Genomic DNA, 16,710 nt, shown 5'->3' on the forward strand with positions numbered 1-16,710 from the left:
GTAAGTTTACACGGCGTTATGAGCAGGGTGCGCAGTCGTTCCAGTGGTTAATTGCAGTATCATTAAAATGAAGTAAACTTTATCCCTGTCAGTTTTGCAGCATTGGATGCGCAGGCGCTTTTATAAAGAGCAACAAAAGGAGTTGGCGTGGCCCACGTCAGATTGTTCAAACACTACATTCACGTCCCTTTCGTTATTCTGGGCCTTATCGACCTTGTCGTTCTGGCCGTAAGTTTTCTGATCGCTGTCTTTTTTCGCTACTTTGGTGAACTCTCTCTTTTCCTGGACAACATAGAGTTCCTGCTTCCGTCTGCAGTCGCCTTCGGCCTTGTCAATCTTATCGTAATGGTCGCGCTGGGCGTTCACCAGTCGCGCCTCGAAGAAGGCATGTCCGGCATGATGCTGCGGACAATCTTCTCGCTCATTATCGGGGTGCCCGCTTCCGGATTATTCTACATCTTTGGAAATGAATGGCTTTGGTATCTGGGTTTCTCCGACATACTCACATCCGCCTCTGTCTTTGGATTGTTCCTCCTGGGTATCTTTCGCCTGATCTTTTTTGCGATTGCGGGGAAGGAGGCATTCAGAAGGAAAGTCCTGGTTCTGGGCGCGGGATATAGGGCCCGGCAATTGCTTATGGACCTGAAAACTCCGTTTAACCGTCAGGGGTTTGTTTTTACAGGTTTTGTCCCGCTACCGGATGAAACGGTTGAAATTGGTGAAGAACACCTGATTCGATTGCCGGTAACTTTGTTTCAGCACATCCGTAAACATCCGGTGAGCGAAATCGTGGTCGCGGTCGACGACCGCAGGAAAGGCTTGCCAATGGAAGATCTTCTGGAATGCAAGATGCACGGGGTCCGGATTGTGGATGGCGCAACCTTTTACGAGCGGGAGTCCAGAAAAGTCGCCTTGGAAATGGTTACCCGGGGCTGGCTGGTGTTTTCTGACGGGTTCAAAGTGTCGTCGGTGTTTAGCGTTGGCAAGCGTTCGCTGGATATTCTGGCGGCAACCACCTTGTCATTGGTGGGGCTTCCGCTGATGATTCTCACCGTCCTTGCCATCAAAATCGAAGACGGGTTAAAGGCGCCTGTTCTCTATAGCCAGGAGCGGGTAGGACTGAACGGACGTATCTTCAGAGTTTACAAGTTTCGTTCTATGGTCACTGACGCGGAGAAAGGCGGGGCCGTTTGGGCCAGTCAGAACGATAGTCGGGTGACAAGGGTGGGGGAGTTCATCCGTAAGTTGCGTATTGATGAACTGCCACAGATTTTCAATGTGTTGACCGGTTCCATGGCATTCGTTGGCCCGCGGCCGGAGCGCCCGGTATTCGTAAAACAGCTGTCGGAAAAGATTCCATTTTATAGCGAGAGACACAGAGTGAAACCAGGCCTGACGGGCTGGGCTCAGCTATGCTTTGCCTACGCGGACAACGAAGAGGATACCAGGGAAAAACTTCGTTACGATCTTTACTATATTAAGAACCAGAGCTTGTTACTGGATTTGTTGATTATAATTCAGACAGTAGAAGTGGTATTGTTCAAAAAAGGATCAAGGTAGTTTCGGGGTGTGCTGTTCCCGAAACATGGAATGAAGCAAGGACTCGAAGAGAGGAATAAATATGTCACGGAAGTACTCCCTCGCAGGAATTTCCCTGCTACTGGCTGCGGTAGCGTTGGCTACTGGCTGCGCAGGCCCATCTGCCTCCTCACACGATAAAATTCAGCGTGCCTTGCGTCTTGATACCTCTACCGGCGTAGACGAGTACGTGCTCGGTCCTACTGACGTGGTGCAGGTATCAGTCTGGCGAAATGAAGACCTGAGCATTTCCGTTCCGGTGCGCCCTGACGGCATGATTTCCGTCCCTCTTGTTGGCGACGTTCGTGCCAGCGGTCGCACGCCCGCTAATCTTGCCGAGGTAATCGAGAGAGACCTCGCTCAGTACATCCGGGAACCACAAGTCAGCATCGTTGTGACGTCAATGGGCAGTCACGAGTTCAGCGATCGCGTGCGCGTCACCGGGGCTGTGCAGAAACCGGTGTCTGTTCCTCATCGAGCGGGCATGACGGTGCTCGACGTTGTTCTCGGAGCAGGTGGTGCTACCCCGTTCGCCGCACTGAATAAATCCATGTTGTACCGGAAGATGAACGGTGAAGTGGTCGCAATTCCGATTCGGCTTGAGGATATTCTCAACGACGGTGATGTCAAAACCAACTATGCGATACGCCCCGGGGATATTATCAGTGTTCCGGAGCGGAGTTTCTAAGTTTCAGTTATACCAAACCCTATTGTGAGTTTTTCGCTATGGCGTTACCTCTATCACAGCTACCAGTTGAAGTCTTGAGGGAGGTGCGGGCGAGAAAATGGCTCGCTCTCCTGCTTTTCACGGTGGTCAGTTTTGGTGTGCTGGCTGCCGGTTTTCTCTGGCCCTACAAATATCAGTCAGAGACCATAATCTTCATAGACGACCAGAACATAATTCGACCGTTGATGGAAGGCAGTGCGGTCACAACGGAAATTAATGACCGAGCGTCTGCTGCTCAGGAATTGCTCTGGAGTCGAAGCGTGATGGAAAAGATCGCTCGAGATCAATCCATTTTTGGTGAAAAAGCGGCCAGTATGGAACGAGAGCAACTCGAAGAGCGAATTGGCGCATTACGCAGCAATCTCTCTGTACGACCCAGAGGGGATAATTACTTCGCCATTTCCTACCAGTCGGAATCACCAATGAAGGCCTTTCAGGTTGCCCAGCGGATGGGGCAATTGTTTATTGAGGAAACCAATCAGCGCAAACGTGCGGAAAGCCGTGACGCCTATGAGTTCATCGATAGGCAGGTCAAAAGCTATGAAGATCAGCTGGCACAGGTTGAAGAGCAGCTTAAAGAGTTCTTGTCGGAGAATGTAGACGGGACTGAAAGTGAAGCAAACAACCGGATGGCCAACCTGAGAAACCAATTGGAACTGGCGGAACTGGAACGTGCAGAGCTGAGAACCCGGGCCCGCTCCCTGGAAAATGAGCTTAACCGTGTGAATCCGACCTTTCGTGAAGGGGGGGTGGATGCTTTTCAAGGCAGGATCAATGCCCTTGAGGAAAAACTGGATAACCTGCGTTTGCAGTATCACGACAGTTATCCCGACATTGTTATTCTTAAGGAACAATTGAGGGAATTGCGCAGCCAGCGTGCCAGGGCGATGGCCAATCAGGATGATGGTGCACTTTCGATGTCCGGAGAGAGCGTGTCCAATCCCGTGTATCAGGAAATCCAGTCTGAACTTTCCAGAACCAGGGCAGACATCCAGACCGTTAACACGCGGATACGTTCGTTCGAACAATTACTTGCCGAACAGTCAACAAGGATGGAAAGAATCCAGGAGAACAAAGCCCAGTACTCCGAGCTCACCCGTGATATGGAAGTGAACAAGGAGATTTATGATGACCTGCTGAAACGCCGGGAACGGGCACGGGTTTCCATGCACCTGGATGTAGAGGGTCAGGGCCTGAACTACAAAATAAACGAGACAGCACAGTTCCCACTGGGAGCGTCGGGCCCGAAATTCTCGACATTTGCAGCGGCGGGGCTGTTCGTTGGACTGCTTGCGCCGTTTGGTCTTGCGGCCGGACTATTGCAGATTGATCCCAGGGTGCGCGCGAGATATCAGCTTCAAGATGAGCTCGATTTACCGGTCCTGGCTGAGCTCCCGCACGTTAGCACGCCGTTTGAGCAGCGTCGTGATCGCAGAGTGACGGTACTGGTGGGTGCTTTGGCGATCATCGCTGTTGTTGCTTATATTGCTATTGTCGTGGCATCAATGATGGGAGTATTCGGATGACCGAGCAAAACAACAATATAGACGATCCTCCGGAAGGAACGGACTCTTCGCCAACTGCCACCAGCAAGAACAATGGACAAGCTGAGGGTGATGAGAGCTATTGGCTGAAAAGAAAGAATGAGCTGAGCGGAGATGGTGTCCCATACTCCGAGTGGGATGACTCGAGGATGCTGGTCCCCAGTTCGCTGGAGCTGGGGCCGGGCGCTGTTGACAGATATGTCATCAGTAAGCAGATCGCGCGGATGCAGGAACCGCGAATGCTTACCCGCGATGATATGGACGAGCGTCGCATCATTTACCCGGGATCCAAAAACCGGCGCCTGGTAAACCGGTTTCGGGATTTGCGCACCCGATTGCTGGAAACATCCGGGGGGAACAATTTCACAATGGTGGTTACTGGCGCGTCATCCGGTGCTGGTTCCTCATTTGTAGCGCTAAACCTGGCCGCTGCTTTTGCTTTTGATCAATCCAAAACGGCGCTGGTCATAGACTGTAATCTCAGAGATCCTTCACTGCACACGACCCTGGATATCATGCCGGAGTCCGGATTGACGGATTTTCTTGATGACTCGGACTATGACATTGCGCGTATTCTGTACCCGACGGGGATCCCCAGGCTGCGTCTGATACCTGCGGGTAGCCAACGGGAAATTCCTGCGGAGTTTTTTACCTCTTTCCGGATGAAGCAGTTCCTCCAGGCCGTGAGACGACGTTACCCGGATCGTTTCATAATTCTGGACACTGCTTCCATCACCGAGTCTCCTGACGCCCGTATTCTGGCGGAATTGTGCGATTACGCTATGTTGGTGGTACCCCATGGTCGGGTTACCCCGGATCTGGCTGAGCAGGCTGCGACGGCCTTCAATTCCGAAAAGTTTGTGGGAGCAGTTATTAATGGCTAACCGGCAAGGTGCAAGAGTGGTCTGCCCGTTGAACAGGCTAATGATCGGAATTCTGGTAGTAACCCCATCTTCACTCTGGGCTGCGCCCGTTCAGGTTTCTGGGGAACTGAACTCCAGGTATACCGATAACGCTCGGCAATCCAGCGTGAACGAAGAGTCTGATATTGAGTCCCGGGTTTACCTCGGTGTCCGGCATACAGCGGACCCCGGACAGTGTAATTCTGACCTGGCTGCGAGACTTGGTTACGGCTATTGGCTGGATGATACCTTTGATCCTGAGCCCTATGCCAATCTGGATTTTGCCGGCGACTGCCGCATTGTTGACGGTCTTGTATGGCAAGTGACCGATAATTTGAGGAATATTGCCCAGGACAGTCGTTCCAATAACAACCCGAATAACCTAACGCGAAAGAATGTTTTCCGAACCGGGCCTGTGTGGACCTTGAGACTCGGCCCGGTTGATCAGATTTCATTTGCTGCCGAGTACGAAAATACAGAGTTCAGCGAACCTGAGGAAACGGATGGTGAGCGTTATATTGGTACTGTTGCGTTCAAACACTTTTTCAGCTCATCTTTCAGCGGGGGGGTGATGGCTTCTCGGGATGAGGCTGAGCTCGATACCGAGGAAGAAATCGACCGGGAGACACTGAGCCTGACCTTTGGCAAGGAATGGGCAGCGACCAGTCTGAATGGCTCTGCAGGTGTCAGTGAGATTGAAACCACCCTGAATGACACTAGCCGCAGTACCGACGGTTTCGTGGGAAATCTGGAAGTTACCCGTCAGGTGAATCCGACCACTGAGATCGCCCTTGAAGCCAGCCGGGAACTGACAGACGCAACCTCGGACTTTGACATCCGTTTTGGGGAGTTTGTGTTCAGCCAGGAGCAAACCGGTGCAGTAGAGGTGTCAGCAGTGCGTTTGCGCACGGCAACTGAGTTCAGTGCTGGCTCCAGCCTTGGGTTGACTGCGTTCGCCAGCAGATCAGACTACATCGACTTTGGCACGGAAGAGGAAAGTGTTGGCTATAACGTGAGCTACCGCCGGCCTATCACTGCCCAGGTGACCGCGACGCTTGGGGGGGGATATAACTACCTGACCTACAGTGATGATAATACTGCGGACGTGCTATACCGCCTAAATGCGGGACTGGATTTTCAGCTCAGTCGCAAGCTGACTTTGGTGAGCACAATTGGGCACGGTCAGCGTGACAGCGAAATTTCAACGCGGGAATTCGTCGAAAACTGGGTCTTACTCGGCCTGAACTATCAGTTCCTATAGAGCGGGAAAGCTCAGGATTCGACAGGCAGGGATAAACGCCATGAAACCATCGATCACGAATGCGCTCACAATTGATGTTGAGGACTATTTCCAGGTAGCGGCGCTGGCGGAAGCGGTCAGTCGCGATGATTGGGCTTCCATGGAGTATCGTGTCGATAATAACACCGATCGCCTGTTGGCACTTTTTGACGACCGTAATATCCGGGCAACTTTCTTCACACTGGGTTGGGTTGCAGAACGTTCTCCGGCATTGATCCGAAGAATAAGGGACGCCGGCCACGAAATAGGCAGTCACGGGTACAGCCACCAGCTCATCTACAATCAGACACCGGAGGTCTTCCGGGAAGAGACCCGAAAGTCCAAACAGATTCTGGAAGACATCATCGGCGAACCCGTCACAGGTTATCGAGCGGCAAGCTACTCCATTACGGCCCGATCCCGTTGGGCGCTGGATATCCTGTGTGAAGAGGGGTTCACCTGGGACTCCTCCATTTTTCCGGTTCACCATGATCGCTATGGCATGCCCGGTACGCCACACGGGCCATACCTGCTCAAGGCCCCCAAGGGCGGAACGCTCACAGAGTTTCCACTATCTACCTGTCCGATCGGGCAATACCGGTTGCCCATTGCAGGTGGTGGCTATTTCCGTCTGTACCCTTATTGGTTGAGTCGCTGGGGGCTTGGGCGAATCAACAGGGCAGGGCAGCCGTTTATTTTCTACCTGCACCCATGGGAAATTGATACGGAACAACCGCGGCTGAAAGTCAAAGCCTTGTCGCGTTTCCGGCACTATAACAACCTTGATAAGTGCATGAGTCGGCTAGAGGGGTTACTTGCGGATTTCCGCTTCGGTTCTGTCTCCGATGCCCTTTCGGGCGTCAATATATCCCCCAAAGCTGTGGCCGTTTAAGCATTGGTTTTAAGGAAAGTGGAATGGGAATGGAAGCACCTACCGCCAGCCTGGAAAGCGCCAAGGTGCGGCTTGACCAGCTTAAAAGTATAAAAGGCCAGCTCAGTCGCCAGGTCGGAGAAGCTCGAAAATGCGGAGAGAGCCCTGACGGTCTGATAGCTGATTTGCAACATGTGTCGGCAGAAATCAAACGACTCAGCAAGCAGCTCAAAAAACAGCTCAATGAAACACCGGCCAAAGAGAAGTGGACTCCTCCACCCATCGAAATGCCCCTCGCCATTACTGACATGCAGGTAAGTGGTCCCGTCAGGGTAGAAGAATGCACCGACGCTTTGAAATCAGCTGCCGGTGCTTATGTTGATCAGCACCCCGGCGCCTCAATATGGCACAGGCCTGTTATCTCTAATTTCATTGAAAGTACCTATGGCCACAGAACCCGTTACCTGTGTGCTTTGGATCGCAATGGCAGAATGGTTGGCGTGTTGCCGGTTGTTCGGCTCCAAAGTCGTCTTTTTGGTAACTTCCTCGTCTCCATGCCTTACTTTAACTACGGCGGGGTGTTGGCAGACAATAAAGAAGTTGCCAGCATTCTGATAGCCGCAGCCGACCTATGGCGGAAAACCCTTGATAGCGGACATCTGGAGCTGAGATCCGGTCGGGATTACGGCCTGGATTTACCCCAAAAAACGGACAAAGTCACCTTCTGGCTACCTTTGCCTGATAACAGCGACGAATTGTGGGCCAGCTTCCAGCCAAAACTTCGCTCCCAGATTCGCCGCGGGCAACGGGAATTGGCAGGGTTCACTATCGGAGGCCCGGAACTGCTGGATGAGTTTTACCGGGTGTTCTCGGAGAACATGCGTGACCTAGGAACGCCTGTGTACGGCCGGATTTTCTTCCAGAACCTGTTAAGCAGCCTGAAGGGGCACGTCTGGCTGGTGATTGCGAGAATCGATGAGCAGGCTGCCGGGTGTGCCTTCCTGACCAGCTACCGGGGCAGGATGGAAGTTCCCTGGGCATCCACGCTACGCCGCTATAACCACGCCTCCATAAATATGATCATGTATTGGAGGATGCTGGAGTTTGCTATCCAGCAAGGATGCGAGGTGTTTGATTTCGGCCGCTGTAGTCGGGACGCCGGTACTTACCGTTTCAAACAGCAGTGGGGCGCCCATCCGCTCAAACTCTATTGGGATTATGTGTTGCCGGAAGGTAAGGCACTTCCGGCGCTGAATCCAGATAATCCAAAGTTCAAATTGATGATCGCTGTCTGGCAGCGATTACCGGTTTGGGCTGCCAACCTGATCGGTCCCCATATTGTTAAGGTGTTACCGTAATGAGTCTTTTCCAGACGAAAGCCTGGCAAAGTGCGTGGTGGGAAACCTGGGGACAGCAAAAACGTTTTCGGCTTATCCGGAAGTGGGACGGGGAAGTTTCCGGGTTATATGAGTCCAGGTATCGCCTGAAAGGGCTACTGCCAGTCCGCTCTTTACAGTTCGTCGGAACCAGCCATAGAGAGCTTAGAACGCCGAGAACCGAATATAACACGTTCTGCAATGGCTCCCTCACTGGGGCGTCGCTGGTAACCGCGATGGAACAGGTTCTGGAGAGGCATCCATGGACAGAAATCGTCTTTAATGATTTGCTTGGTGGATCCAGGGAAGTCTCCGCGCTGGTAACGATTGCCGCTACCCATCGATGGGCTTTTCGAATTATTGCATCAGACGATGGTTATGCTGTAGCAACAACGGAGGACTTCAGGGACTATCTGGCGTCGCTTGGCGCGAACAGTCGGCGACGTCTCTATAATCGCAGAAGGCTTCTGGAATCTCTGGGGGAGGTGCATCTGGAGAACCTCTGGCCAGGTAGTTCAGAACTTTTTTTCGAGACACTGAACCGATTTCATCGTGCAAGGTGGGATAAAGATTGTGTCACTGACAAGAGTCTGGAATTTCATTTGAAATTCCTTTCCAGGGTAGAGGAGGAGAAAGGAAAACCGCTGTTATCCGTTCTGCGATGCAACAATGAAATAGTGTCGGTTCTTTACAACGTTTGGTATTGCGGAGTGGTTTATAATATACAAGCGGGGTTTGAAGAAAGCTTCCATAAAAAGCTGTCACTCGGGTCGCTTCACTTGGGATATGCGATTGAGGAAGCATTCAAATGCCCAATTACACAAAAGTTCGATTTTCTCGCGGGAGAAGGCAAGAACGAGAACTACAAATCAAGATTTGCGACTGAAAGGTACCAGTTCATATCCGTGATGCTGGTAAAGAGTGTACTTTTCCGGGCCCTTTACTGGATGAGAGGGTAAGCAGGCATGACAGGGACCGCTGGGAAGACCATTCTCCACCTTATTGATACGACCGGGCCGGGTGGGGCAGAAACCGTTTTCATCAGTTTATTGGGTAAACTGGAGGAGACTGAGTTTCAGAATGTTGTGGTATTGCGCGGAGAGGGCTGGGTGGCAGACCAAGTCCGCGGCCTCGGCATTACTCCCCATATCATCGACTCCAAAGGCAGTTTTAACCTGGCGTACATCAGAGCCTTAAGGCATATACTCAACTGCCAGCAGGTGGACCTGATTCACGCCCATCTCCTCGGCTCCAACGTATATGGGGCATTGCTTGCCATCATTAGTCGAACCCCCATGATTGCCACTTTTCATGGCGCTGTGGATGTGTCAGCAGGCGAACGGTTCCTTCGTGCAAAATTTTCCATTATAGGTTGGGGGGCATCTGCCATTGTCTGTGTGTCCAAACGACTCCAGGATGAACTTGCCGAACGCAGTCCTTTACCGAAACATAAGCTCAAACTGATCTACAATGGAGTTAACCCGGAGATTTTTCGTCGTGTTCCTGTCACGGAGTTGAGAGAAGAGCTGGGGGTGTCTCAGGAAGCGACGCTTGTAGTTTCAATCGGCAATGTCCGTCCGGCCAAAGGGTACGAGTATCTTGTGGATGCGGCTGTGAGCATGGCAGAGTTGGACCCGAACACGCACTTTGTTGTGGTAGGCCACCAGCGGGAAGCGTTGTTCGATAAGCTGAAGACACAGATTGCAGAGGCACCCCGGCAACCCAACATTCACTGGCTCGGGTTTAGGCAGGATGCTGCCGACGTGCTCAGGCAGGCAGACATTTTTCTTTTGCCGTCGGTCTCAGAGGGGTTCTCTATCTCCACCGTAGAGGCCATGATGGCAGGCGTGCCGGTTATTGCAACCAGGAGTGGCGGGCCAGAAGAAATCATTGTGAATGGCGAGACAGGGCTTCTCGTACCCATAAGAGATCCTGACGCAATTGTTGCAGCAATCCTGGATCTTAAAAGAACAGTCTTGCACAAGGAGGTTACGGAAAGAGCTCATGAGAGAGCCTGCGATCAGTTTAGCCTGGCGAGTATGTTGCAGGGCTACTTCGGGCTCTACGAGCGTTTAATGGCCCATTGAGGTGTCAGTGTTGGCGGTAGGAAGGAACTCTTCGGCATCTCCGATCAGGGAGGCGGGAATGTGAAGTCTGTTCTGATTAAGTTGGCAAATTTTGTAGGAGAAACTGGTCTGTATCGGTTTCTCTGCCCGGAGCGTTTGCCTGTTTTTATGCTCCATCGGGTCATGGAGGGTAAGCCCGACCTCCCGGGTGCGCTGCCTGCCGATACATTACGCGCCTACCTGGAGTACCTTGCCGCTCGCCATTACCAGGTCCTTTCAATGGATGATCTATGGCGCGTACTCGATGACGGTGAGGAGATCCCGTCAAAGTCAGTTATGTTCACGATCGATGATGGATTCTATGATCATCATGATGTGGCGGCTACCATCTTTGAACAATTTGGCTTTCCTTTGAATTTCTTCGTCATTACGGATTTGTTGGATCGGAAGCTTTGGCCCTGGGACGACCAGATCAACTATGCATTGAACCATTCCCGGATTCGGCACGCGGATATCCAGCTTCCCTCAGGCGAGATACATTCCGTTAACCTGACGCCAGGCACTGTGAGACAGACGGCCCGGGAGGTGAGAAATGCACTAAAGATTGAACGCCAGGAACAGATATATGAATGGCTCCGGGAAGAGCTCTATAAAAAGCTGGACGTTGAATTCCCTACCGATATACCGCAGGAGTACCGGCCGATGTCCTGGGATGATGCGAGGTCCTTGCGGGCCCGGGGGCACGGTGTTTACCCGCATACCTGTTCACACCGGATTCTCTCTACGCTCTCTGCACAGGAAAAGTATCTTGAAATCAATGAATCTCTAAGCAGGGTCAAGAGCGAGTTGGCTTACCTTCCGGATGTTTTCGCCTATCCAACGGGACGACTTTCTGACTACGACAGTTCAGATATAGAAGTCCTCAAGACAGCTGGTTTCAAAATGGCGTTCAATACGGTGTCCGGTTATGTCAGGCGCGGGCAGAGCCGATACCACCTATCGCGATTCTCCCTGCCCGGAGACAAGGTTGAATTCCTGCAGATCATCAATCGTTTTGAAGCACTGAATGATTGGAGAATCCACCACCCCGTGTTGCCATTCAGTTCGTTACCGACCCGGTGATCGGGTATCAATCTCTGAGTGCTAGTATGTATTGTCTTAACTCAAACCAGAATGGCCGCAGGTCATACCATCGATTGACCTCGTGCCGGGTCCGCAGACCTGGTTTGAGAAAGCGCAGGATCTCTATAAATTTCTCAGCCATTGAGTAGGTGGAGGCCGGCGACTTCAGCACCAGATAAAGTCTGTCCAGATCACCAAGCAGCCAGCGCACTCGCCGATGTTGCCAGTCAACCTGAGGAATGGATTTTCCGGTACTGACCAGATACAGCCACCATGGGAAATCGATACCGGAATCTATAGCCAGCTGTAATGATCCCCAGAACCTAGGATTCACCTCCATCAGGTAGCCTGTACCATCCGTGGACACTCGAAACTCGACCATGGCCACACCATGCCACCTGACATGCTGAAGAAGCTTGTTAGCAGCATCCTTGAGCTGTTGATTCACAGGAGCCGATTCGCACAATACACTCACACCACCACCGGGTGGCTTTTCACGGAGCCTCTTGTGAGCGAAGTAACAGACGGGTTCGCCATGATCAAACAGCGCAAAAATACCCTGACCACCGCCCTCTATGAACGACTGCACGGTGAATGGGAAGTCAAAGTACGGGTATTTTTCCAGAACAGCCTTTGCTTGTTTCCTGGATCCGGCCACTGACACCTGCGTTGACAGAATGGAATCCTGCTGCAAGATTTTAGATTTGTAGGGCTTCAATACCACCGGATAACGGTCAATGCGATCCAGTGCCCTTAATCCGTCATCAACGGACTGGCAATATAGGGTCTTTGGTACAGGAATTCCCAGCTTCTGTGCAAGCTTGAAAAGCTCATTTTTGTTCGCTAGTTGCTCGACAGCCTGGTTATCGGGGAAAGGGAGTACTACCTTTTCAGGCAGTTCATCACGATACTGCAAGAGCACGTAAGTGGTCGCTTCCGTGACAGGAAGGAGAAACGAAATACGAAGCTCAAGAATCTGCCGCAGGAGCTCGTCAAAGAACAGCCTGGGAGAACTGAAGGGATCGGGATAGGCAAGGGTGTAGCTGCAGAACCGCGAAAAACCGGCCAGAGACGTTGTTGAACTCTCGCCAACCGCTACCCATAGACCTTTGGATCCGAGAGATCGTACTGCGGCCAGTGATGCACGCTGGTTTCCGTCCAGCACCAGAATTCTGGGTTCCATGGGGGTAGCATCCTTGAGCCTGACGCAACTTTAATTATGGTTACTCGATTATCGGGCATAACCGGAGTAAATTCTATGGCAGTGATCTAGAATCACTAGAGGGTATTGCCTGAGGACTAAAGGCAGAATGCCAAAAAAATCGGGTGGGCATAGCCAGTAATAGGGAGATTATTCGTTGAACCGGTTGGTATATGAGCGGTTTGGATCAAAAAATGGATTTGTCCGATTTCTAGGCCATTCGTTGTTGGCGCAGATTGGAGCTTACCGGCGGTTTTCCGAAAGGCTGCCAGAGAGTTCCCAGCGCCTGGTTTTCGTCTGTAACGGGAACATTTGCCGCAGTCCTCTGGCGGAGGTGTATGCTAGAAGCCTTGGCAGAGAAGCCGCATCCTGCGGCCTGAACTGCAAAGACGGTTTTCCGGCTGACCCACGGGCAGAAAAATTTGCGCGAATTCACGGGCTGGCACTGGCCGCCCACAGAACGGTGAACGTCCAGGAGTTCAGGTTCCGGGACGATGATTTCGTCATAGTGATGGAGCCAGCCCACCTCGCAGCCTTTCGCACCAAGGTAGATGATTGTCATCAGATCGTTCTCGCCGGTAATTACTGTAAAAAGCGGAATCCGTACATACATGACCCCTACAACTGTTGCGATAAATATTTTGATCATTGCGAACAGAGGGTGATGGAGGCGGTCAGGGGGATTTGTGGGTAGGAGCAGTAAAGGAGATTTGATTACTCTCCAAGATTTATTCGAACTTCGTATAAGTACACTGTGGCGTTATTTTAAGTCTGAAAGCTTCGCATTCTGGATGATTTGTGCGTATCTTTTTCTGGAGTATTTTCGTCCCCAATCCATTTACCCGCAGCTTGCATTCTTACCTTGGGCGCAGCTTGCAGTTCTGGGCGCTTTTGTCGGATGTTTTAGTGATAAAAATGTCACGTGGGTAAAGTCTTCGTTGAATGTATGGATGCTGGCTTTTTTTACCGTTATTATCACCTCTAGTGTCCTTGCTTATTGGCCATCTGTTTCATACCAAAATCTGGAGAATTTTTACACCTGGTTTATTATTTATTTTCTGGCAATAAATATAGTTAACACTGAGAAACGATTATTTATATTTTTGTCCATTTTTCTTTTGGCCAGTTTCAAGCTTTCCTTATCACTGGCAATTACTTGGGCAAAACGTGGGTTCTCTTTCACAGATTGGGGGCTTAAGGGACCGCCAGGATTCTTCGAAAACTCCGGTGAACTCGCGATTCAGATGTTGGTCTTCTGGCCCGTTGCGCTGGCATTTGCTATATGTTTGAAGCCGTATGTCAGTAAAGTAAAATTTTATATTCTACTTCTTATGCCGGCTACGGCTATAATGGTTATTATCGGTTCCAGTTCTCGTGGCGCGCAGTTGGCCCTTCTTGCTCAGCTTGTTGTTATTAACTATAAGTCAATATTGAATCCGAAAGTTTTAATAACATGTGCGGTTATAATAGCCATTCTATGGACTGCTCTTCCGGAAGAGCAAAAAGAACGATTTCAGGTTGTTGGAAATGATCGAACATCTCAGCAAAGATTACTGTATTGGACAAACGGTTTTGACATGCTGAACGATCATCCTATTTTTGGGGTTGGGTATTTTAATTTTGTTCCCTATTATGAAAGATTCTACCGTGACGATATGATTTATGGTAATGCTGAGTTGCCACATAATATTTTAGTGCAGGTTGGAACCGATGCTGGATATGTTGGACTCTCAATTTTTGCGATACTAATTTTGTTGGCTATTAATAAGATGAGAAAATTAAAAGATATTACCTCAGTATTTAAAGGGGAAATGTATTTGAATCCCGCTAGCTTAAATATATCTTTGTTAGGTTTCTTCGTTGCCGGCCAGTTTGTCACCGTTGCTTATTATCCTTTTTTATGGATACACTTGGCTTTCGTTGTGGCAGTCTATAATGTATCTTCTAGAAAGAAGTGTAACTAGAGGTTTTTATGGATTTGTCGGTAATAATTCCAGCCCATAATGAAGCGGAATTTATTGAAAAGTGTTGTTCAGCGGTCCATGATCAGTTGAAAGTTTCGGGTTTGTCCTACGAAGTAATTTTGGTCGACAATGGCTCCACTGATGATACTGTTTCTACAGCCTCAAAATTTCAGCCAATTAGTGTCTTTTCTATAAATAGATCGTCTGTATCTACGGCAAGAAATTTTGGTTATGAAAAGTCCTCTGGGCGTATCTTAGCTTTCATCGACGCGGATGTTGCAATTACCGGAACTTGGGTTGAGGAAATTAAGAAACAACTTCAGGAGATATTTAGTCGCCCCGTGGTAACTGGCTGTCAATACTCTATCAGGAAAGATCCAAGTTGGATCGAAAGTAATTGGTTTTCATGCATTAATAGTAATCACATAAATGGTGGTAATCTTATCGTTTCCAAAAGCGCGTTCGAATATTTAGGTGGTTTTAACGATAAATTAAAGACGGGGGAAGACGTAGAATTTTGTAATCGATCTAAAAGCCACAATGAAATATTGTACAAACAAAATGAAGGTTTTGTTGCTGTTCATCTAGGCTACCCGAGAGACTTGGCACACTTCGTGAGGCGTGAGGCTTGGCACGGTGAAGGTGATTTTTCAAGTTTTAGATACTTTATCAGTTCTAAGGTCGCAATTATTTCTGTTTTTTATTTTGTTTCTCAGATTTCCGTAATTTTCCTTTTTGTATTTGGATTTTATAATTATTTTATTGTTTTTTTTATTTTTATTTTTATATTTAACATATTGATAACGATATATAGATTTGGGCCATCCAGTTGCAATGGGTTACTTCCGAAGTCCTTCCTGAACTATTTGTACTTTACTGCGCGATTCTGGTCGCTTTTTCAAGCTTTTCAAAAACGACGCAAAAGCTACTGATCTTATCTGTTTGCGCAAAATAAAGGGACCGACCAGTAGCGGTGGGTCCTTTTATCTGCGAATGTAGGGCAGCTATCAGAAACTCTGATGGAGTCCAAATTGCTTATTCCAAGTGCAACTCTGGAGGATTGGGGCGATTGTCTGATGTCGATCCCGCGCCATCAAGTGGGGATGTGGTATGCACTGCGAAATCATCGACAAACCATTCGGTGTCCTCATCGTATGGATCATTTGCCCATCCCATAAGGTAGCCACGGGAGATCCCTTGCCTGGAACTGCTATCGTCCCATGTGTCGGCGTTTAGTTTCTCATGGATTTTGGCGTAACTATCCTCTCCTTCCCACCGCCGGTAAAATTGTATGACCCCATCATTGGCATTGGCGCTCGAAGCAGCCTTCACTCTGGCTACCACGTGCATCCAGCGACCTCTGTCACCTGGCACGGAAATAAACGGAGTCGGGTCTGTTTCACCTCCGGTAACCCCGCCGTCTTGGTATACGAGGTTTGCACCACCCGATCCGCTTGGGCGAGTTTGCCACGTAACGGTACCTGCAGTGTCATATTCTGCAGGCCAGAGTGCTAAAAATTTATTATTCAGGCGGCCATGGTAGAAGTTGACAGGTACTCTAATCCAGTACGCTAACCAAAGGTCCGGGTAGTGCGTTCCCAGTACAAATCGTTGCTCCGTCATCTCTTGATTGGCCGCGTAACGAAATCTGAGGCTATGCTCACCCGATTTAGGCTCCCAATCTGGGTTGCCAGGTGGGACGTTGTAGATTTCGCCATTGTTGTAAACTGCGGCTTCGCTTGTGACTACGGAAGTCCGGTTGTTTCTTTGCCAGTCAAAACCATCTTCGTTAGTGGCGGACATATCTCCAGATTCGAAGGAATCAAAAAAGACTTGTTCCGCTTGGACCGGTGAGGCCAGTGCGAAGGTAATTGCGGTTGCGACGGAGAGGCTCAGCTTTTTCATGGCGTTGGCTCCAAAAATAGAAACGCTCTTTTAGTCTAGCTCATTTCACAGAAATTTACGTTCATTGCGCTCTTAATTTTGATTAACCCGGTTGAGTAAGTAGTCGACCCTGAAAAAGTAAAAAAATTTAACAAAGGCAATGAGTTGGCCTAATTTCTGGGTATAATGTCCGCCA

Annotated in this window: 15 protein-coding genes; 13 read left to right on the forward strand and 2 right to left on the reverse strand. The window is 49.9% G+C overall.

Annotated features, from left to right (window positions below):
- Positions 1-147 precede the first annotated feature (147 nt).
- The 10 genes from Q0Y21_RS08560 to Q0Y21_RS08605 all read left to right on the forward strand — a co-directional run bounded on the left by Q0Y21_RS08560 (position 148) and on the right by Q0Y21_RS08605 (position 11,465).
- Entirely contained in the window at positions 148-1,560 is a 1,413-nt protein-coding gene (locus tag Q0Y21_RS08560) for a TIGR03013 family XrtA/PEP-CTERM system glycosyltransferase (RefSeq protein WP_297793808.1), read from the forward strand.
- 61 nt (positions 1,561-1,621) lie between these two features.
- Positions 1,622-2,266 carry an XrtA/PEP-CTERM system exopolysaccharide export protein gene (locus tag Q0Y21_RS08565; RefSeq protein WP_297793812.1) on the forward strand — a complete coding sequence of 215 codons (645 nt, stop codon included), beginning with the start codon at positions 1,622-1,624 and terminating at the stop codon, positions 2,264-2,266.
- 38 nt (positions 2,267-2,304) lie between these two features.
- Positions 2,305-3,831, forward strand: a complete 1,527-nt coding sequence (locus tag Q0Y21_RS08570; protein ID WP_297793814.1) for an XrtA system polysaccharide chain length determinant — start codon at positions 2,305-2,307, stop codon at positions 3,829-3,831.
- Positions 3,828-4,733 (forward strand): polysaccharide biosynthesis protein, encoded by a 906-nt coding sequence (locus tag Q0Y21_RS08575; protein WP_297793817.1) that lies wholly within the window; start codon positions 3,828-3,830, stop codon positions 4,731-4,733. The genes Q0Y21_RS08570 and Q0Y21_RS08575 overlap by 4 nt, the downstream gene beginning before the upstream one ends.
- 145 nt (positions 4,734-4,878) lie before the next feature.
- Positions 4,879-6,012 (forward strand): outer membrane beta-barrel protein, encoded by a 1,134-nt coding sequence (locus tag Q0Y21_RS08580; protein WP_297793819.1) that lies wholly within the window; start codon positions 4,879-4,881, stop codon positions 6,010-6,012.
- Between the two features lie 40 nt (positions 6,013-6,052).
- Positions 6,053-6,922 carry an XrtA system polysaccharide deacetylase gene (locus Q0Y21_RS08585; protein ID WP_297793822.1) on the forward strand — a complete coding sequence of 290 codons (870 nt, stop codon included), beginning with the start codon at positions 6,053-6,055 and terminating at the stop codon, positions 6,920-6,922.
- Positions 6,820-8,259 (forward strand): FemAB family XrtA/PEP-CTERM system-associated protein, encoded by a 1,440-nt coding sequence (locus Q0Y21_RS08590; RefSeq protein ID WP_297793825.1) that lies wholly within the window; start codon positions 6,820-6,822, stop codon positions 8,257-8,259. Before Q0Y21_RS08585 ends, Q0Y21_RS08590 begins: the two co-directional genes overlap by 103 nt.
- Positions 8,259-9,236, forward strand: coding sequence for a GNAT family N-acetyltransferase (locus Q0Y21_RS08595; RefSeq protein ID WP_297793827.1), 978 nt, complete (start codon positions 8,259-8,261; stop codon positions 9,234-9,236). The genes Q0Y21_RS08590 and Q0Y21_RS08595 overlap by 1 nt, the downstream gene beginning before the upstream one ends.
- Before the next feature lie 6 nt (positions 9,237-9,242).
- Positions 9,243-10,364 (forward strand): glycosyltransferase family 4 protein, encoded by a 1,122-nt coding sequence (locus Q0Y21_RS08600; RefSeq protein ID WP_297793829.1) that lies wholly within the window; start codon positions 9,243-9,245, stop codon positions 10,362-10,364.
- Positions 10,365-10,424: 60 nt separating this feature from the next.
- Positions 10,425-11,465, forward strand: coding sequence for a polysaccharide deacetylase family protein (locus Q0Y21_RS08605; RefSeq protein ID WP_297793832.1), 1,041 nt, complete (start codon positions 10,425-10,427; stop codon positions 11,463-11,465).
- Between the two features lie 7 nt (positions 11,466-11,472).
- On the opposite strand, the gene Q0Y21_RS08610 is transcribed toward Q0Y21_RS08605, so the two are convergent.
- A complete protein-coding gene (locus Q0Y21_RS08610) occupies positions 11,473-12,648 on the reverse strand; it encodes an ATP-grasp domain-containing protein (protein WP_297793835.1) in 1,176 nt (391 codons plus the stop codon).
- A 352-nt stretch (positions 12,649-13,000) separates the two neighbouring features.
- Between Q0Y21_RS08610 and Q0Y21_RS18465 the strand changes: the two genes are divergently transcribed.
- Genes Q0Y21_RS18465 through Q0Y21_RS08625 form a run of 3 tightly spaced genes read left to right on the forward strand, consistent with a single transcriptional unit; the run spans position 13,001 to position 15,562 of the window.
- Positions 13,001-13,360 (forward strand): hypothetical protein, encoded by a 360-nt coding sequence (locus Q0Y21_RS18465; protein ID WP_366517678.1) that lies wholly within the window; start codon positions 13,001-13,003, stop codon positions 13,358-13,360.
- Positions 13,353-14,630, forward strand: coding sequence for an O-antigen ligase family protein (locus tag Q0Y21_RS08620; protein ID WP_297793841.1), 1,278 nt, complete (start codon positions 13,353-13,355; stop codon positions 14,628-14,630). The genes Q0Y21_RS18465 and Q0Y21_RS08620 overlap by 8 nt, the downstream gene beginning before the upstream one ends.
- 8 nt (positions 14,631-14,638) lie before the next feature.
- A complete protein-coding gene (locus Q0Y21_RS08625) occupies positions 14,639-15,562 on the forward strand; it encodes a glycosyltransferase (RefSeq protein WP_297793844.1) in 924 nt (307 codons plus the stop codon).
- Between the two features lie 103 nt (positions 15,563-15,665).
- Here Q0Y21_RS08625 and Q0Y21_RS08630 read toward each other — a convergent pair whose 3' ends face one another.
- A complete protein-coding gene (locus Q0Y21_RS08630; RefSeq protein ID WP_297793846.1) occupies positions 15,666-16,535 on the reverse strand; it encodes a hypothetical protein in 870 nt (289 codons plus the stop codon).
- Positions 16,536-16,710: the final 175 nt, after the last annotated feature.

The sequence above is a fragment of the uncultured Marinobacter sp. genome (genome assembly GCF_947259545.1).
Classification (GTDB): domain Bacteria; phylum Pseudomonadota; class Gammaproteobacteria; order Pseudomonadales; family Oleiphilaceae; genus Marinobacter.